We start from the raw sequence: 17,895 nt of genomic DNA on the forward strand, positions 1-17,895 counted from the left end.
TATGTCCAGGAGTACCTCGATGATGCGTACAATGTTCAAGTCCAAGATCCATCGGGCCACCGTCACCCAGGCCGATCTGCATTACGTCGGGTCCGTGACGATCGACGCCGACCTCATGGAGGCGGCCGATCTGCTGCCCGGGGAGCTCGTGCACATCGTCGACATCGACAACGGCGCACGCCTGGAGACGTACGTCATCGAGGGCGAGCGCGGCTCGGGCGTGATCGGGATCAACGGCGCCGCGGCCCACCTCGTGCACCCCGGGGACCTGGTGATCCTGATCAGCTACGCGCAGGTCGAGGACGCCGAGGCGCGCACGCTGACCCCGCGCGTCGTGCACGTCGACGCCGACAACCGGATCGTCGAGCTGGGCGCGGACCCGTCCGCCCCGGTGCCGGGCACCGACCAGCTGCGCAGCCCGCAGGCCGTCGCGCTCTGACGGGCGCACCGCCGGGCGGTGATCGCCCGGCGGTGCGTGCGCACGCCGCCGGAGGGACGATGGGAGCGACGGGCCGACGGGCCGATGGACCGGATTGTCGGCCGAGGCGCGATCCCTCCGACGGCGGAAGGCGGCGGCCATGCTGGGCGACAGCAAAGCATTCAGCGGCTTCTCGGTGGACGACATCGAGCGGGCCAGGGAGTTCTACGGCGGGACGCTCGGCGTCCGCGTCTCCGGGGACCAGGGCATGCTGTTCCTGAATCTCGGCGGGGACACCACCGTGCTGCTCTACCCCAAGGACAACCACGAGCCCGCGACCTTCACGGTGCTGAACTTCCCCGTCGCCGACATCGACGAGGCCGTCGACGGCCTCCTCGCGCGCGGGGTGACCTTCGAGCGTTACGAGGGATTCGGTCAGGACGACAAGGGAATCGCCCGCGAGAACCCGCCCGGACCTGCGATCGCATGGTTCAAGGACCCCGCGGGCAACATCCTCTCCGTACTCCAGCAGAACGGCGAGTGACGGGGCGAAGGCAGCACCGCGGGGCGGTGCTGCGGCACGTGGTGGCGCCGGACTGCTCGGCCGAGACCGCGTGGCCGCGGCGGCCATGCGGCCATGGGGCATGGGTCGGGGCAGGGGTGACTCCCGGCCGTGGCGGGGGTGACGGGTGGCGCGGATATTCCTGTCCGGTCACCGGACACGGCGGTTAGGGTCGCGATGATCATCAGATACCAGGAGTACGCATGCATCGCACCCGACCGCGGCCGCTCGCGCTGGCCCTCGTCGTCGGCCTGACCGCCACCACCCTCGGCCTGCTGGCACCGGCGGCCACCGCGGCCGCCGCCCCGCCGGCCACCCCGACCGCGCTGAACACGTTCCCGGCCACGCCGTGCTCCGGCGGCCCGGTCGGGCTCACCAGCCTGAGCCTGATGGCGACGGTCGACGTCCCGGACGGCGCGGGCGCCTCCGGGTACGAGGCCGAGTTCCAGGTCACCCGCGTGGGCGAGAGCGCCCCCGCCGCGGCCTACACGGTCCCCGCCGCCCGGGGCCGGGTCAGCACGGTGGTGCTGCGGGACGGCACCCTGCCGGCCGGTGACTACCGCTGGACGGTCCGCGCCAAGGACGGTGCCGGGCAGACCTCGCCCTGGTCCGCCGGGTGCGCGTTCTCCCTGGACCTGACCCGGCCCGCGGTGCCGCCGAAGGTCAGCTCCGAGCAGTTCCCGGAGCGGGACGGCTCCGCGGGCACGGGGACGGGCAAGGCGCGTACGCCGGGCACCTTCCGCTTCGACGCGGGCGGGGTCGAGGACGTCGACCACATCGTCTACTCCACCGACTGGTCGCGCACCGAGGCCACCGTGGCCCCCGGCGGCAGCGTCGTGATCACCCCGCCCAACGCCGGCCCGCACTACGTCCGCGCCTACAGCGTCGACCGGGCGGGCAACCGCTCCGACACCGTCAACTACCTCTTCATGGCCGACCGGACCGGGCTGCGCGACGCGCCCGGCGACCTCGACGGCGACGGTCACCGCGACCTGTGGAGCGTGGGCGCCGACCACCGGCTGCGCCTCTTCCCGGGCCGCGGCGACGGCACGTTCGCCGCGCCCGTCGAGGCCGGCCCGGCCTTCCCGGCCGGCGCCCAGGCCGTCGTCAGCGGCGACTGGACCGAGGACGGGTACAACGACCTGATCGCCTTCCACGGCCCGGGCGGCCAGGACCGGCGCCTGTGGGTCCACAAGAACCTGGGCATGGGAACCAGCCTGCCGTCGGACTCCTTCGAACTGTCGGTGTTCTGCCCGGTCCAGGACCCCGACATGGGCTGCGACTCCGGCAACGAGCACTGGGGCGACGCGCAGGCGATCGCGGCCGCCGGTGACCTCGACGGCGACGGCGGGCCCGAGCTGCTCGTGCAGCAGGGCAAGCGGCTGTGGGTGTACTTCGGCGGCAGCAGCTACCTGGACGCGGTGCGGCCGCCGCTGCTGGTCGGCGAGGCCGACTGGGACGCCTACACGGTCACCGCGCCCGGCGACACCGACGGTGACGGCATCGCGGACCTGTGGCTGCGCCACGGGACCACCGGCGACCTCTACCGGGTCAGCGGCGCGCACGGCACCGACGGCCGCCTCGACCCGGCGCGCTGGGCCACCGCCCCCCGGGTGAAGATCGGCTCGGGCGTGACCGCGGCCGCGTTCCCGTCGCTCGGCACGGCCGGTGACCTCACCGGTGACGGCCTGGCGGACCTGCCGGCCGTGGACGCCACCGGCCGCACCGTGTACTTCCGGGGCACCGCCACCGGGATCGACGGCACGCCGGTCGTCGTCGGCTGACCGGCGCGGCGTACGACGGCGGGCGTACGACGGCGGGCGTACCGGGACGGATCGGGGGAAGGTGGGGTGCATGGCACCACATCTCGATCAGACCCAGCCCCCGCCTCCGGAACCCCCGCCGGAGCCGGGCCCGGGACCCTTCCCGGACCCCGAGCCGATCCCGCGGCCCGTTCCCCCCGAACCCGGCCCGTTCCCCGAACCGGACCCGGTCCCGACCCCGCCGGCCCCGGCCCCGATCCCCCAGCCCGGCCCGCTCGGCCGCGGGGCGTCCGGCGGCCCCGGCCCCTGAGCCGGCCGGCCGGAGCGCGGCCGGGCGGCTGCGCCGTACGGATGGACTCGGGCCGTTCGGCGGCGGGTACGGGGTCTCGTCGTGCCGGGCGGCCTACGTTCGCACTGCCCAGCTCCTCCACGAAAGGCAGTACCCGTGCGATCGATCCGCTCCGCCCTGACCGCTCTCGCCGCCGCCGGCCTCGTCCTGGCGGGCGCGTCCAGTGCCTGCGCCGCCGACGACTTCACCGTCTACGCACCGATCAGCCAGACGTACTCGATCGTCTTCGGCGACCTGACCCAGGTGGCCGGCGACGACGTCTTCAACGCCGGCCGCGACAACACGGTCGGTTCCCACAACGGCGCCGCGGCCGCCGGTGACATCGGCATCGCGGGCCTGCCCGGGACCCGGATCCTGAGCAACGAGGCCCTGATGCGGGGAGCCATCGGCAGGTAAGGCCCGCGACTCCCGGCGTTCAGCGGACGGCGGCGGCCCCGAGGGGCCGCCGCCGTCGGCCTGTGATGCCTGTGATGCCCGTGATGCCAAGGCAGCCCGGGCAGCCCGGTCAGTCCGTGCGGACCTCGGAGCGGTCGCCGCTCCACAGGGTGTGGTACGAGCCCTCACGGTCCGTGCGGCGGTACGTGTGGGCACCGAAGAAGTCGCGCTGGCCCTGGGTCAGCGCCGCGGGGAGGCGCTCGGCGCGCAGCGCGTCGTAGTAGGCCAGCGACGCCGCGAAGGCCGGCACCGGAATGCCCTGCTCCACGGCCGTCACCAGCACCGCGCGCCAGTCGTCCTGCGCCGCGCCGATCTCGCCCGCGAAGCCCTCGTCGGCCAGCAGGCTCGGCAGGTTCGGCCGGGCGTCGTACGCGGCCCGGATCCGGTCCAGGAACGCCGCCCGGATGATGCAGCCGCCGCGCCACAGCGAGGCCACCGCGCCCAGGTCCACGCCCCAGCCGTACTCGGTGCTGCCGGCCTGGATCTGGTGGAAGCCCTGCGTGTACGAGACGATCTTCGACGCGTACAGCGCCTGCTCGACCCGCGCGGCGAACGCGTCGGCCGCCTCGCCCGACAGCGCCGCGGCCTTCGGGCCGGCCAGCGAGGCGGACGCGACCCGCAGCGCGCCGTGGCCGGAGACGGCCCGCGCGAAGACGGCCTCGGCGATGCCCGACACCGGGACCCCGAGGTCCAGGGCGATCTGCACGGTCCAGCGGCCCGTGCCCTTCTGCTCGGCGGCGTCGGCGATCACGTCGACGAACGCCTGCCCGGTCGCGGCGTCCGTGTGGGCCAGCACCTCCGCCGTGATCTCGATCAGGTACGAGTCCAGCCGGCCCTTGTTCCAGGTCCGGAAGGTCTCGGCGATCCGGGCGGGGGAGTAGCCGGCGACGTCGCGCAGCAGGTGGTAGGCCTCCGCGATCAGCTGCATGTCGGCGTACTCGATGCCGTTGTGCACCATCTTCACGAAGTGGCCGGCCCCGTCGGGGCCCACGTGCGAGGTGCAGGGCGTGCCGTCGGCGGCCTTGGCGGCGATCTTCTCCAGCAGCGGGCCGAGGGAGGCGTAGGACTCCTGCGAGCCGCCCGGCATGATGCTCGGGCCGAGCAGCGCGCCCTCCTCACCGCCCGAGATGCCCACGCCCACGAAGTGGATGCCCTGCTCGCGCAGTTCCCGCTCACGCCGCCGGGTGTCCTCGAAGTGGGCGTTGCCGCCGTCGATGATGACGTCGCCCGGCTCGAGGAGTTCGGCGAACTCGCGGATGACGGCGTCGGTCGGCTCACCGGCCTTCACCATGATGATCAGACGGCGCGGGCGCTCCAGCGCCGCGACGAAGTCCTTGGCCGACTCGGCGGCCACGAACGTCCCCTCGTGGCCGAACTCCTCGACCAGTGCGCGGGTCTTGGCGGCCGTGCGGTTGTGCACGGCCACGGTGAAGCCGTTACGGGCGAAGTTGCGGGCCAGATTGCTGCCCATCACCGCGAGCCCGGTGACGCCGATCTGGGCTGTGCTGCTCATGCGTGCGCTCCTGAATGCCTCGGTGTGCGGTCCGTACCGACGCTACCCCGGTACCGGCACGGACGGCCCGCTTACGGGGCTATGGAATGTCAACTTCCCCTTGAGTGCGCCCGCTTGCGCCCCTTGTCATGCCCTGGGCGCCCCGTTAGGTTGTGCGGTTCCTGATGTCTTCAAGGGGGCTCCCCATGGGTGTACGGGGCCGGCACCGCCGGTACCAGCCGAGCAGCATCAACCGGGCGTCGCTTGCTTTCACCGCCGGCGGAGCCGGCATAGCGCTCCCCTTCATAGGCGCCGGCACGGCGGAGGCGGCGTCGGTCGACACCTGGAACAAGGTCGCGGCCTGCGAGTCCACCAACAACTGGCACATCAACTCCGGCAACGGCTACTACGGCGGGCTCCAGTTCACGCAGAGCACCTGGCGGGCCTTCGGTGGCACCGCCTACGCCGCGCGCGCCGACCTGGCCACCAAGGAACAGCAGATCGCGGTCGCCGAGAAGGTGCTCAAGGGGCAGGGGCCGCAGGCCTGGCCGGTGTGCTCCAAGAAGGCCGGACTCGCCCGCGGCGGTCCGGCACCGCTGTTGACGCCCGCCCCCTCGGCGAAGTCCGCCCCGGGCGCCCAGCCCCCGCGCACGCAGGCCTCCCCGCAGCAGGCTCCCTCGCAGGCCGCCAAGCCCCCGGCGCAGCCCCCGCAGGGCGCCGCACCCCGCCCGACCGGCACCACGGTGCTGCCCAGCCCGTACGTCGTGGCCCCCGGCGAATCGCTCTCCGCCATCGCCCAGCGCCAGCACGTCGAGGGCGGCTGGCAGGCCCTCTACGAGACCAACCGCGCCACCGTCGGCGACAACCCGGACCTCATCTTCCCCGGCCAGCGCCTGACCCTGCGGGTCACCCTCACCCCGCCCGCCCCGGCCCCGGAGAAGCCCCCGCGCACCGCCGATCCGGTCAAGCCCGGCGAGCCCCCGCAGGCGCAGAAGCCGCCCGCGCCCAAGCCGTCCGAGAAGCCGCGGCCCACGCCGCAGGAGCAGGCCAAACCCACCCCTGCGCCCCAGCCCACCACCCCGCAGGCCAAGCCCACAGAGCAGCAGCGGACCCAGCCCGTGTCAGCGGGGCAGAAGGCACCCTCGGTGGGCTTCACGGCCCCCGTCGACGCGGCCATCGGCACCGCCTACAGGGTCTCCGGATCCTCCTGGAGCAGCGGCTACCACACCGGTGTCGACTTCCCGGTACCGACGGGGACCTCCGTCAAGGCCGTCGGCCCCGGCCAGGTCGTCTCGGCCGGCTGGGCGGGGGCGTACGGCTACCAGATCGTCATCCGCCACGCCGACGGCAAGTTCTCCCAGTACGCGCACCTGTCGGCGGTGTCGGTCAAGGCCGGCCAGCAGGTCTCCGGCGGCCAGCGGATCGGCCGCTCCGGGTCGACCGGCAACAGCAGCGGCCCCCACCTGCACTTCGAGATGCGCAGCGGGGCCGGCTACGGCTCCGACATCGACCCGCTCCGGTATCTGCGCGCCCAGGGGGTGCGGATCTGACCCGCGCCGCTGCGCCGGCACGGCCGTGAGCAGCAGCAGGCCGGCCGCCGCCAGCGTGCCGGCCGCCAGGGCCGCCGCGGCCCCCGCCGTCCCGTAGCGGAAGCCCTCGTCGAAGAGCGTGATGCCGACCGCCGTCGCGACCACCGGATTGACCACCGTCACCGTGGACAGCGGCGCGGTCAGGCCCGCGCCCTGGTACGCCGCCTGGGACAGCAGCAGGCCGGCCGAGGCCAGCACGGCGATCGCCGCCAGCTGCGTCCACAGCACGTCCGGCGCGCCGCCGGTGAAGCCGTCCGCGACGGACTTGGTGAAGACCGAGGCCATGCCGAAGGCCGTCCCTGCCGCGGCCGCGAGCAGCACGCTGCGCAGCACCGGCCGGCGCATCCGCTGCGCCGCCAGGAACAGCACCGCCGCCCCGGCCCCCGTCAGCGACAGCAGCAGCGTCTGCTCGTCGCCCGCCAGGACCGGCTCGGCCCGCCCGTCGCCGCCGGTCAGGGCCAGCAGCCCGGCGAGCCCCACGGTGGCCATGAGCGCGCCCCGCCAGGCGGCCGCGCCGGCCCGGCGGCGTACGAAGAGGGCCGCCATGGGCAGCGCGAAGACGATGGTGAGCGCGCCCAGCGGCTGCACCAGGCTCAGCGGGCCGTAGGCCAGCGCCGCCACGTGCAGCAGCGCGCCCATGCCGTTGAGCCCCACGGCCAGCCACCAGACGGGCCGGCGCAGCGGAGCGTACCGCCGGTCGGGGGTGCTGCGGGCGACCTGCTCCTGGACGATGGCGCCACCCGCGTAGGCGAGGGCGGAGACCAGGCAGAGCAGGACGGACAGCACCAGGGCACTCATGTATTCCACGATGCCTGCTCACAGGCCTCCGTGCCTCCCTCCACGGGAGGTGATCACTCATACTCCAGTCGTAGTACGGGAGTACGCGACGTGATGATCCGCTCGCGATGGGTGAGGTGCACGCCCGCGGGTTTGTCCCGGAGCCCGCCGGATCCGTACAGTTCCCCTTTTGGGGACTTCCCGCAGGATTTCCGCGCCGCGCTCACCCAGCGGGCTGCGGGCGAGCATCGAGGAACGGCAGCGGCCATGACGGTGACCGAGACCGAAGACAACCAGGCATACGGGCCGGGCATCGATCCCGAGCGACTGGCGGTCTGCCTCAGCGTGCTCGACGAGCTGGACAAGATCGACGTCGACCACCCCGACGCGATCACGGTCCGCCGCGCGACCGCCGGGATCTACCGTACGGTCAAGCAGCGCCGCCGCCAGGAGCGCCGCGCCGCCAAGACCGCCAACGACAAGGCCGTCACCGAGGCCACCGCGACCGGTTCCGCGCAGCGCATCGACGACGAGACCGAGGGCATCCTGCCCTCCTCGGTCACGGAGGCCGGCCGGATCGCCGGGATACTCCAGCGCCCGCGCTCCTGCTACGTCTGCAAGACGCGGTACGTCGAGGTCGACTACTTCTACCACCAGCTGTGCCAGGACTGCGCCGCGCTGAACCGCACCAAGCGCGAGGCCCGCGCCGACCTCTCCGGCAAGCGCGCGCTGCTCACCGGCGGCCGGGCCAAGATCGGCATGTACATCGCGCTGCGGCTGCTGCGCGACGGCGCCCACACCACGATCACCACCCGCTTCCCCAAGGACGCGATCCGCCGCTTCAAGGCGATGGACGACTCGGCGGACTGGATGCACCGCCTGGAGGTCGTCGGCATCGACCTGCGCGACCCGGCGCAGGCCGTCGCGCTCGCCGACCAGGTGGCCGCGGACGGCCCGCTGGACATCCTGATCAACAACGCCACGCAGACCGTGCGCCGCCTGCCCACCGCGTACGCGGCACTGGTGGAGGGGGAGAGCGCCCCGCTGCCGGCCGGTGAGCTGCCCGCCCACCACGTCATCGGCGCCTTCAACTCCGGCGCGGTCGACGGCCTGGCGGCGCTGCCGGTCGGGGTGAGCGGGCTCGAGGCGCAGAAGGTCGCCGACCTGGCCCTGGTCGCGGGCAACGCCAGCCTCGAGCGGCACCTCGACGGCACCGCCATCGACGCGGGCGGCCTGCTGCCGGACGTGGTGCAGTCCAACACCTGGGTGCAGACCATCGACCAGATCACTCCGGTCGAGCTGCTGGAGACCCAGCTGTGCAACTACACGTCGCCGTTCATCCTGATCAGCGCGCTGCGGCCGGCGATGGCCGAGGCCGCCCGGAAGTCGGCCGGCGGGCGGGCGTACGTCGTCAACGTCTCGGCGATGGAAGGGGTGTTCAGCCGCGGTTACAAGGGCGCGGGTCACCCGAACACCAACGCCGCCAAGGCCGCGATGAACATGGTGACGCGGACGAGCGGCCAGGAGATGTTCCAGGCCGACCGGATCCTCATGACCTCGGTCGACACCGGCTGGATCACCGACGAGCGCCCGCACTTCGACAAGCTGCGCCTGGCCGAGGAGGGCTTCCACGCGCCCCTCGACCTGGTCGACGGCGCGGCCCGGGTCTACGACCCGATCGTGCGCGGCGAGGCGGGCGAGGACCTGTACGGCGTCTTCCTCAAGGACTACGCGCCCGCCAACTGGTAGCCGCGGGGGCGGGCCCGGCCCCGCCCGTGCCGGACGCCACGCCCCCGGACGCCACGCCCCCGGCCGCGAGCACGCGGCCGGGGGCGAGGCGTCCCACCGCGTGCGGTTCACAGGGTGCCGTTCACCGCGTGCGGTTCACACCGTGCGGTCGTACGCCCCCGCCGCGACCAGCTCCAGGACCGGACGCCAGTCCTCCATCACGCCCGCGTCGAGTCCCACCACCTTGCCGGCGTCGTCGGCCTGACGCAGGATCACCGCGGCCGCCGCATCCGGGTCGGCCTCGAAGGCGCGTACCTCGGCCTCGCCCATCACCCCGCCCTGCGCGTGCAGCGTCAGCTCGCTCTGCGGGGACAGCGGCCGCTCCGGCTCGACGGCCGACAGGTAGCGCTTGGCGGGCACGTGCAGCGCGACCAGCCGCGCGACCCGGTGGCCCAGCAGCGGCCGGACCGCCGCGGCGGCGCGGTCGGCGTGGCCCGCGTCGTCGCCCGGGAAGAGCAGGTGCCCGAGGTCGTGCACCAGGCCGGCGACCTGGAGCTCCTTGTCGAAGGGGTGCGAGCGGCGCAGCAGCGCCGCCGTCTGCAGCCCGTGGTCGTGCAGGTCCACCGGGTCGCCGCTGCGGTCGGGCGTGTCCCACGCCCCCTGGCAGGCCCGCAGCAGATCCATCAGTTCCTCGACCGTGTCCACCGTCGGCACCCGGACGTCTCCCACCGCCACTCCCTTCCGTCGTCCGCATGTGACGCCGGCGAGCAGATCATCTGCCGGCGACACGCCGACGTGCGACTTCATGAACATGGGGCGAAGGTGAGGGGGCAACACGGATTTTACTTTCCCATCGAGCGGGGGCCCGCTCATATGTGTACTCTGATGCACACGGACGGCCCCACCAGGGCCACTCTCCGTGTCGAGAACGACAGCGCCACCGCGCTCGGATGCCCTGTTTACCTGCCCGGCGCGGTACGCCCGACGGGTTACCCGACACAAAGGAGTGCGCGGTGACACCAGAAATGACGCAACAGGACCAAGGCCGCGGCGAGCGGCCTGAACGGCGCGGACGCACGCGTTCCGACGAGCTCGGCAGCCTGGAGGTGTGGGCCCGCTCCGCACCGATCCGGCTCGCGGGGTACGAGGACGACCTCGCCGAACCGCACATCCTGCCCGGCATCGACTGATCGCCGGACCTCTCGCGGGCGGCCCCCAGGGTGCCGCCCCCGGCGCCCCCGACGCCCGCCGGCGCGGGGGCGCCGCGTACGCCCACAGCGTCATCGCTGTGGGCGATCAAGGCTTCCCTCCCCGTCCGGCACCCCGGCAGGCTGGCCGCCATGAAGCTCTTGATGCTCGGAGGTACCGAATTCGTCGGCCGCGCGCTCACGGAGGAGGCCCTGGACCGGGGCTGGGACGTGACCGTCTTCCACCGCGGCCACCACGCCCCGCCGCCCGGAGCGGCCCCGCTGCACGGTGACCGCACGGCTCCCGGCGGGCTCGACGCCCTCGCCGCGGGGGAGTGGGACCTCGTCGTCGACACCTGGGGCGGCGCCCCGACCGCCGTACGCGACGCCGCCCGCCGCCTGCACGGCCGCGCACGCCACTACACCTACGTCTCCAGCCGCTCCGTCTACTCCTACCCCGCGCCCTTCGGCCTGGCCGAGGACGGCCCCCTGGTCGAGGGCTCGCCGGACGCCGGTTCCGTCGCCTACGCCGAGGACAAGCGCGGCGGGGAGCTGGCCGCCGCCACGTTCGGTGGGGACGCGAGCCTGCTGGTGCGCGCCGGACTGATCCTCGGCCCGTACGAGAACGTCGGCCGGCTGCCCTGGTGGCTCACCCGGATGGCGCAGGGCGGCCCGGTTCTCGCCCCCGGCCCCCGCGACCTTCCCCTGCAGTACGTCGACGTGCGCGACCTGGCCCGCTGGACCCTGGACGCGGCCGCGGCAGGGCTCACCGGTCCGTACAACCTGGCCTGCCCGAACGGGCACGCGACCCTGGGCGACCTGCTCCAGGCCTGTGCCGAGGCGACCGGCGGCCGCGCCGAGCTCCACTGGACCGACCCGCAGCGGCTCCTCGACGCCGGGGTGCAGCCCTGGACCGAGCTGCCGGTGTGGCTCCCCCGGGGCGAGCTGTACGACTTCATGTACGGCGGCGACGTCACCAGGGCGGTGGCCGCGGGCCTGGAGTGCCGCCCGGTCGAGGAGACCGTGGCCGGCACCTGGGCCTGGCTGACGGAGCTCGGCGGCGCCGCCCCGCAGCGCGCCGACCGGCCCCGTCCGGGCCTCGACCCGGAGCGCGAGGCGGCGCTGCTCGCACGGTAGCGAGGGCCCACGCGCCGCCGGCGCGGCGCGCCGGCCCGGCGGCGCGTCGTACGGGCCCGGCGCCGGGTTCCGGCCAGGGCTCAGGCGCGGGGGAACCCGGACGACGCGAGCCGGGTCGGCGGCAGGTATTCGCGCAGCAGCGTCCGGTGCCACCAGGCACCTGTCTCGCGCAGCTCCCGCCAGGTGGTGAACCGGTAGCGGTACACGCGGGCCCGTACGAACAGGGGCGGGGCGTCCGGGAACGGGTTGTGGCGCAGCAGCCGCAGCGTGTCCCGGTCGCCCGCCAGCAGCCGCTCGACGAACGGCCCGAACCAGTCCCGCGCGTAGCCGGGGGAGAGCGCGGCGAACCACATCAGCCAGTCCAGCCGCAGGTGGTACGGGGCGAACTGGCGCGGGACGCGGCGCAGCGCACCCGGTTTGCCCTTGAAGCCGTACTCCCGCCACTGCCCGTCCTCGCGCGGTACGGGATCGGCCGTCCCCTCCACCACCACCTCGTCGCGGATCCGGCCCACCGTGCCGAAGGCCCCGTAGGTGTTGACCAGGTGGAGGGCGTCGAAGGAGCGGTTCATCACCTGGCGCCTGGAGATCATGTTCCGTACCGGGTGCCGGCTGAGGGCCAGGACCAGCACGGTCAGCGCGCACACCAGCACCGCGAACCAGAGCGGCGCCGGGTTCCCGGCCGCTGCCGGTGGCGGACCCGCGAGCCCGGTGAAGTCCACGGCCGACAGCGCGAGGGTGATCGTCAGCCAGTTCAGCCAGGCGAAGTTGCCGGACAGCACCAGCCACAGCTGGGTGGCCACGACGGCCCCGGCCGCGACGGAGGCCACCGGCTGCGGGGTGAACAGCAGCACCGGCACGAGCAGTTGCGTCACGTGGTTGGCCGCGCACTCCAGCCGGTGCAGCCGCCGGGGCATCCGGTGGAAGAACCAGCTCAGCGGCCCGGGCATCGGCTGCGTCTCGTGGTGGTAGTACAGGCAGGTAAGGTCGCGCCAGCAGGCGTCGCCGCGCATCTTGATCAGCCCGGCGCCGAACTCCACCCGGAACAGCACCCAGCGCAGCAGCCACAGCACCAGCACCGGCGGCCCCACGTCCGCGTTGCCGAGGAACACGGCGAGGAACCCCACCTCCAGCAGCAGCGACTCCCAGCCGAAGGCGTACCAGGTCTGCCCGACGTTCACGATCGACAGGTACAGCACCCACAGCAGCGCCCACATGGCCATCGCGCAGCCCAGCGGTACGGCGTCGCCCGCCCCCGCGGCCAGCGCCGCCGCCACCGCCGCACCCGCCCACGCGCAGCAGGCGAACAGCCGGTCGGAGTAGCGCAGTTGGAACAGGCTCGGGGCGCGCTTGAACGGCACCCAGCTGACGTACTCGGGCACCGCGAGCATCCCGCGCGCCCCGATCAGCGCCCGGAACTGCAGCGCCGCCCCGAGGAAGGCGAAGAGGTAGACGCCGGCCAGAGCCCGCTGGAAGACCAGCCGGCCCAGCCAGTACCCGGGCGCCACGAACCAGTCCATCGACTCCAGTATCAGCCGCCCGCGGCCAGGGCGCGCAGGGTGCGGGTCAGCAGGCGGGCGTAGCGCAGCTGGAGGAAGGGGACGACCGGGCCGGCCAGCCGCGTGTACCAGGTGGCGGGCCGGCTGAAGGCCGTCACCTCGAACCACACCGTGCCGTCGGCCGCCAGTTCCACCAGGAAGGACTCCTCCCCGCTCTCGGGGTGCCCGTCGCGGGTCCCGTACGCGAACCCCGCGCGCCCGGGCGCGTACGCCGTCCAGATCACCTCGCACGGCGCCGTGATCCGCAGCGGCCCGAGACCGATGCCGATCTCGACGCGGCTGCCGGGCCGGACCGAGGCGTGGTCCGCGCGGACGGTGAAGCCGGTGGCGCGGTGCAGCGCGAGGGTGGTCACCGCCGCACCGGCGGCCTCGAAGACGGCCCGGCCGTGCCCGAGCGGGGCGCGGTGGTGCAGGTGGTGGTATCCGGCGGGCAGCGGCCGGCGGGCCGTCGCGCCGCGGTCGGGGTAGTTCAGGGTGTCCCGTCCGGCGCTCATCAGTCGGGTCATCGGTGATCTCCTCAACGTCGGTGGCCGGCGGTCAGCCGGCGCCAGGCCAGTACCGAGCACAGGGCGAAGCCCAGGGCGTTGCCGAGGCCGTGCGTGGCGGCCATCCAGGTCAGGGTGGGGTGGGGGATCCCGGTGGCCTCGCCCAGGGCCCACCACAGGGCGAGCAGCATGGTGGCCACCAGCACGGCGGCCGAGACGGCGAGCAGGGCCCGGGTGCCGCGCCGCGGCGCGGACGGCCGGATCTCGCGCCAGGTCAGCAGGGCCACGGCCCACATCCCGGCGGTGAGCACCAGCGCGCCGGCCAGCTCGGCCCAGTCGTCGACGAAGTACCCGGCGAGCACCAGAGCGGTGCCGCCCGGCACGCTGTACGCCGCCCAGCGCGCCCACGGCCCGGCCGGGGCCGCGCGGCACACCAGCCCCGCGACCAGGGCCGCGGCGAACCCGGCGTAGTGGAAGTGGGGCACGGTCAGCGCCAGGATGTCGAGGTCGAAGCCGAACAGGCGCACCCCCGCACGCTCGGCGACCAGCGCGGTCGCCGCGACGGCGGGCGAGAGCAGTGCGGTGACCACCGCCACCTCGGCCGGTACCGGCGCCCGCGTCCCCGCGTGCGGCGTACGGCGCAGGGCGGAGCGCAGCCGCAGCAGACCGCGCAGGGCGAGGGCGAGCGTGGCCGCCGCGTAGAGTGCGGCGAGCACGGTGGCGGTGGTCCCGCGCGGCAGCCACAGGCAGACGGCCCCGGGTGCGGCGAGCAGGGGCCACCAGCGGGCCAGGACGTGCGGGCCGGCCGGGTCCATGAGCCGCAGCCCGACGGGGACGATGACGGCCATGCCCAGGGTGACGATCAGATTCACCAGCACCGTCACCGTGGACTCCCCTCCCCGTGCGGTCGACGCTTTGAACGCGTTCAACTCGCAGGACTGAGCCTAGGGCTTCTGTTGAACATGTTCAAGGCGAGGCGGACGGCGGATCTCGGCTTGCGGGCGCTGCGGACATACGGCAGACAAGAGGGAGGATCCGGGGCGAAAGGGAGATTTCACGTGCACGCACCGACACCCCGTCAGGCGCCGCGCCGTCACGCACCGGCCGCAGCCGCGCTGTTCGCGGCCCTCGGTCTGCTCGCCGCGGGCTGCGGCGGCTCGGACGAACCGAAGCGGACCAGCGCGGAGAGCAACGACCTCTACCTCCAGCCGGTCGCCGCGGCCGGCCCCGACCCGTTCACCGGCTCCTCCGCCACACAGGAGTCGGCGCCGCTCCAGGCCCCCGTGCCCAACCCGACCGGAGAAGGCATCCGCACCGTCGGCGGTGCCACCCCGGGCCTGTACGGCGGCACCCAACGGCTGGGCAGCTGCGACATCGAGCAGCAGCTGCGCAACCTCACCGAGGACGACGACAAGGCCCGCGCCTTCGCCCAGGCCTCCGGCATCGAGGTCTCCGGCGTCCCGGAATTCCTGCGCGGCCTGACCCCCGTGGTGCTGCGGGCCGACACCCGGGTCACCAACCACGGTTTCCGCGACGGTGCGGCCCACGCCTACCAGGCCGTCCTCCAGGCCGGCACCGCCGTCCTGGTCGACGGGCACGGCATGCCCCGGGTCCGCTGCGGCTGCGGCAACCCGCTGCTCTCGCCGCGCGCCGCCAAGGGCAAGCCCGTGCACAAGGGCGAGCAGTGGCCCGGCTACCAGCCCAACCAGACCATCGTCATCGAGCCGACCATGCAGGCCATCGCGAACCTGACGATCGTCAACGTCCTGAACAACACCTGGCTGGAGCGCACCGCCGGCGACGACGGCGCCCAGGACCGGCCTCCGCAGGCCGCCCCGCCGTACGACCCGGCCGCCGGCATCCCGGTCACCCCCGAGACCCCGGCGAACCCGCAGGACCCCCAGGACCCCCGAGACCCCCAGAACCCGGTGGCCCCCCAGGCCCCCCGGAACCAGTCGCAGGACACGCCCCCGGACGCCTCCCGGGTGCCGCTGCCCCCGCGCACCCGGCCCACCGTCCCCCAGACCCCGGACGCGCCCCCGTCCCTGCCCCGCAACCCCTCGGCGGAGCCCGGCGACCCGGGCATGGACTTCTACCTCGACCCCGGACCGCTGGACAGCGAGATCCTGCCCGAATCCGCCGGTTCCGCCGACCCCGCCGCCCCGGCGGAACCGGTCCTGCCGCCCGAGGCCGCCGAGCCGAGCGACCCCGTGGACCCGGTGGACCCCGTGAACCCGGTGGACCCCTTCGCCGTGCCCGACGGCGCGGAGTCGTCCTCCGGTTCCCACGACCGGGAGAGCGCCTGACCCGCTCCTGTGTCATGGTGGACCGGTGCCGAGCACCGTATCGCTGCCGGACGACTGGCCCGCCCACCCCGACCTGTCCCTCGCGCTGAACCGGATGGGCAGCTTCGACTGGGACCTGGTCACCGGGCTCATGCACATGGACGGACCGGCGCTGGAGGTCTTCGACACGCCCGCCGACGCGTACGACGGCCGCCCCGAGTCGCTCTCCCCACGCGTCCCGCCGGACGAGGCGGTCCGGCTGGACGCGCTGGTCGCCGGCGCGCTCAAGAGCGGCGAGGACACCTACGGCGCCTACTTCCGCATCCGCTGCCGCGACGGCCACATGCGCTGGACCCACACCCAGGGCCGGGTGATGCGGGACGAGCGGGGCCGCCCGTTCCGCATCATCGGCATTGTCCGGGACGCGACCGAGGAGCTCAGCCACTCCGCCGAACGGCTCGGCCTGGACGAGGAGCGGCGCCGGCAGACCTCGGTGGTCGAGAGCACCACCGCGGCACTCGCGCACGCCCGCACGGTCCGCGACGTCATCAACGCGCTCAGCGACTCCCAGGGCCTGGAGCGGCTCGGCACCATGGGCATGGTGATGGGCCTGGTGGAGGCCGGGCGGGTGCACCTGGTCGCGGAGGGCCCGGAGGGCAGCTTCGTGCCCGGCACCCGGTACACCCGCATCGACGAGAACTACCCCATGAGCGAGGTCGTGCGCTCCCTGCAACCGCGGTTCATGGACGCCGAGGAGTTCGCGCAGAGCTACCCGGCCCTGTGGGCGAAGATCACGTACATGCGGATCTCGGCCGCCGCGTACCTGCCGCTGATCGCCCAGGCCCGCCCGATCGGCGCGATCGGGCTCCTCTACCAGGACAAGGACGGCTTCACCCAGGACGAGCGGAACCTGCTGGTCGCCCTCGGCAGCAGCATCGCCCAGAGCCTCCAGCGCGCCATGCTCCTCGAACAGGAGCACGACATCGCGGAAGGGCTCCAGCAGGCCATGCTGCCCCGCCGGATCCCCACCGTGCCCGGCGCCGAGATCGCCGTCCGCTACCGCTCGGCCCGGCTCGGGCGCGACATCGGCGGCGACTGGTACGACGTCATCCCGCTGCCCGGCGGCCGGGTCGGCGCGGTCATCGGCGACGTCCAGGGCCACGACACCCACGCGGCGGCCGTCATGGGACAGCTGCGCATCGTGCTGCGCGCCTACGCCGCCGAGGGCCACTCGCCCTCCACCGTGATGGCCCGCGCCTCGGTCTTCCTGCACGAACTGGACACCGACCGCTTCGCGACCTGCACCTACGCCGAGGCCGACCTCTCCACCGGAGTCCTCCAGCTGGTCCGGGCCGGCCATATCGACCCCCTGCTGCGCACCCGCACCGGCGACTGCCGCCGGCTGCCCGTCGAGGGCGGCATGCCGCTCGGCGTCTCGGCGGAGTTCGGCCGTCTCGAATACCCCGTGACCACGGTGGAACTCGACCCCGGCGAGGCGCTCCTGATGTGCACCGACGGCCTCGTCGAACAGCCCGGCGCCGACCTCGACGACGGCATCCGGCTGCTGACCACCCTGGTCCGCGACGGGCCCGCCGAACTCCAGCACCTGGCCGACCGGCTCTGCGGGGCCATCGACGAACGCGGCGGCGACGACGACATGGCCCTGTTGCTGCTGCGCCGCCGCGCCGAGGACGTCCCGCAGTTCGGCGGCCGCATCCAGCAGCACGTCGCCCCGGGCGACCCCGAGGCCCTGGTCTCGGCCCGCCACATGATCGGGGCCGCCGTCCGGGCCTGGGGCGCCCGCGACCGAGCCGACGAGATCGAACTCGTCGCCGACGAGCTCATCGTCAACGCCCTCATGCACACCGACGGCCCGGCCATCGTCACCCTCCGCGTCCTCACCGGCCCCGAACGCCGCCTGCGCGTCGAGGTCGAGGACCGCTCCAGCGCCCTGCCGCGCCGCCGGGTGGCCGGCGAGTCCGGGGTGTCGGGCCGCGGCCTGATGCTGGTGGACCGCCTCGCGGACGTCTGGGGTGTCGAGCCGCGGGGCGGCGGCAAGTGCGTATGGTGCGAGTTCGGCCTGACCTGACACCCGGCTCGCGTTCCGTCCCCGCGGACGGCAGGCTGGGACC

Annotated in this window: 15 protein-coding genes and 1 pseudogene; 10 read left to right on the top strand and 6 right to left on the bottom strand. The window is 74.0% G+C overall.

Features of this window, described 5'->3' with window-relative positions; all coding sequences use genetic code 11:
* The first annotated feature begins 19 nt into the window (after window positions 1-19).
* From panD to ACZ6KO_RS04560, 4 genes are all read left to right on the top strand, one after another.
* Entirely contained in the window at window positions 20-439 is a 420-nt protein-coding gene (gene panD / locus ACZ6KO_RS04545; RefSeq protein WP_469299876.1) for an aspartate 1-decarboxylase, read from the top strand.
* Between the two features lie 139 nt (window positions 440-578).
* A complete protein-coding gene (locus ACZ6KO_RS04550; protein ID WP_469299878.1) occupies window positions 579-962 on the top strand; it encodes a VOC family protein in 384 nt (127 codons plus the stop codon).
* Window positions 963-1,183: 221 nt separating this feature from the next.
* Complete coding sequence (locus ACZ6KO_RS04555; RefSeq protein ID WP_469299880.1) at window positions 1,184-2,764, top strand: FG-GAP repeat domain-containing protein; 1,581 nt, start codon at window positions 1,184-1,186, stop codon at window positions 2,762-2,764.
* Between the two features lie 424 nt (window positions 2,765-3,188).
* Complete coding sequence (locus ACZ6KO_RS04560) at window positions 3,189-3,488, top strand: hypothetical protein (RefSeq protein WP_469299883.1); 300 nt, start codon at window positions 3,189-3,191, stop codon at window positions 3,486-3,488.
* 109 nt (window positions 3,489-3,597) lie between these two features.
* Here the strand turns inward: ACZ6KO_RS04560 and gndA are convergent, their stop codons facing one another.
* Window positions 3,598-5,040 carry an NADP-dependent phosphogluconate dehydrogenase gene (gene gndA, locus ACZ6KO_RS04565; RefSeq protein WP_469299885.1) on the bottom strand — a complete coding sequence of 481 codons (1,443 nt, stop codon included), beginning with the start codon at window positions 5,038-5,040 and terminating at the stop codon, window positions 3,598-3,600.
* Between the two features lie 185 nt (window positions 5,041-5,225).
* Here gndA and ACZ6KO_RS04570 point away from each other — a divergent pair, with 185 nt between their 5' ends.
* Window positions 5,226-6,569: a transglycosylase family protein gene (locus ACZ6KO_RS04570; RefSeq protein ID WP_469299888.1), complete on the top strand. Its 1,344-nt coding sequence runs from the start codon at window positions 5,226-5,228 to the stop codon at window positions 6,567-6,569.
* A 24-nt stretch (window positions 6,570-6,593) separates the two neighbouring features.
* On the opposite strand, the pseudogene ACZ6KO_RS04575 reads toward ACZ6KO_RS04570, so the two are convergent.
* Window positions 6,594-7,406: pseudogene (locus ACZ6KO_RS04575) on the bottom strand (DMT family transporter); the annotation flags it as partial.
* A gap of 246 nt (window positions 7,407-7,652) precedes the next feature.
* On the opposite strand from ACZ6KO_RS04575, the gene ACZ6KO_RS04580 reads away from it, so the two are divergent.
* Window positions 7,653-9,134 (top strand): SDR family NAD(P)-dependent oxidoreductase, encoded by a 1,482-nt coding sequence (locus tag ACZ6KO_RS04580; RefSeq protein WP_469299890.1) that lies wholly within the window; start codon window positions 7,653-7,655, stop codon window positions 9,132-9,134.
* A gap of 135 nt (window positions 9,135-9,269) precedes the next feature.
* On the opposite strand, the gene ACZ6KO_RS04585 is transcribed toward ACZ6KO_RS04580, so the two are convergent.
* Window positions 9,270-9,797, bottom strand: coding sequence for an HD domain-containing protein (locus ACZ6KO_RS04585; protein WP_469301540.1), 528 nt, complete (start codon window positions 9,795-9,797; stop codon window positions 9,270-9,272).
* A gap of 329 nt (window positions 9,798-10,126) precedes the next feature.
* On the opposite strand from ACZ6KO_RS04585, the gene ACZ6KO_RS04590 reads away from it, so the two are divergent.
* Together ACZ6KO_RS04590 and ACZ6KO_RS04595 are read left to right on the top strand one after the other, a co-directional pair.
* Window positions 10,127-10,303 carry a hypothetical protein gene (locus ACZ6KO_RS04590; protein WP_469299892.1) on the top strand — a complete coding sequence of 59 codons (177 nt, stop codon included), beginning with the start codon at window positions 10,127-10,129 and terminating at the stop codon, window positions 10,301-10,303.
* Between the two features lie 150 nt (window positions 10,304-10,453).
* The gene (locus ACZ6KO_RS04595) at window positions 10,454-11,437 is read left to right on the top strand and encodes an NAD-dependent epimerase/dehydratase family protein (RefSeq protein WP_469299894.1); all 984 of its coding nucleotides are present in this window, start codon (window positions 10,454-10,456) and stop codon (window positions 11,435-11,437) included.
* 80 nt (window positions 11,438-11,517) lie between these two features.
* Here the strand turns inward: ACZ6KO_RS04595 and ACZ6KO_RS04600 are convergent, their stop codons facing one another.
* The 3 genes from ACZ6KO_RS04600 to ACZ6KO_RS04610 are packed head-to-tail and all read right to left on the bottom strand — an operon-like array spanning window position 11,518 to window position 14,362.
* Window positions 11,518-12,954, bottom strand: coding sequence for a lipase maturation factor family protein (locus tag ACZ6KO_RS04600; protein ID WP_469299896.1), 1,437 nt, complete (start codon window positions 12,952-12,954; stop codon window positions 11,518-11,520).
* An 11-nt stretch (window positions 12,955-12,965) separates the two neighbouring features.
* Entirely contained in the window at window positions 12,966-13,499 is a 534-nt protein-coding gene (locus ACZ6KO_RS04605) for a DUF1990 family protein (RefSeq protein ID WP_469299898.1), read from the bottom strand.
* A gap of 11 nt (window positions 13,500-13,510) precedes the next feature.
* Window positions 13,511-14,362 (bottom strand): YndJ family protein, encoded by an 852-nt coding sequence (locus ACZ6KO_RS04610; RefSeq protein ID WP_469299900.1) that lies wholly within the window; start codon window positions 14,360-14,362, stop codon window positions 13,511-13,513.
* A 174-nt stretch (window positions 14,363-14,536) separates the two neighbouring features.
* Between ACZ6KO_RS04610 and ACZ6KO_RS04615 the strand changes: the two genes are divergently transcribed.
* A complete protein-coding gene (locus tag ACZ6KO_RS04615; RefSeq protein ID WP_469299902.1) occupies window positions 14,537-15,784 on the top strand; it encodes a DUF6777 domain-containing protein in 1,248 nt (415 codons plus the stop codon).
* 25 nt (window positions 15,785-15,809) lie between these two features.
* Window positions 15,810-17,852 (top strand): SpoIIE family protein phosphatase, encoded by a 2,043-nt coding sequence (locus ACZ6KO_RS04620; protein ID WP_469299904.1) that lies wholly within the window; start codon window positions 15,810-15,812, stop codon window positions 17,850-17,852.
* Window positions 17,853-17,895 lie beyond the last annotated feature (43 nt).

The organism is Streptomyces sp. NPDC042102, assembly GCF_055582305.1.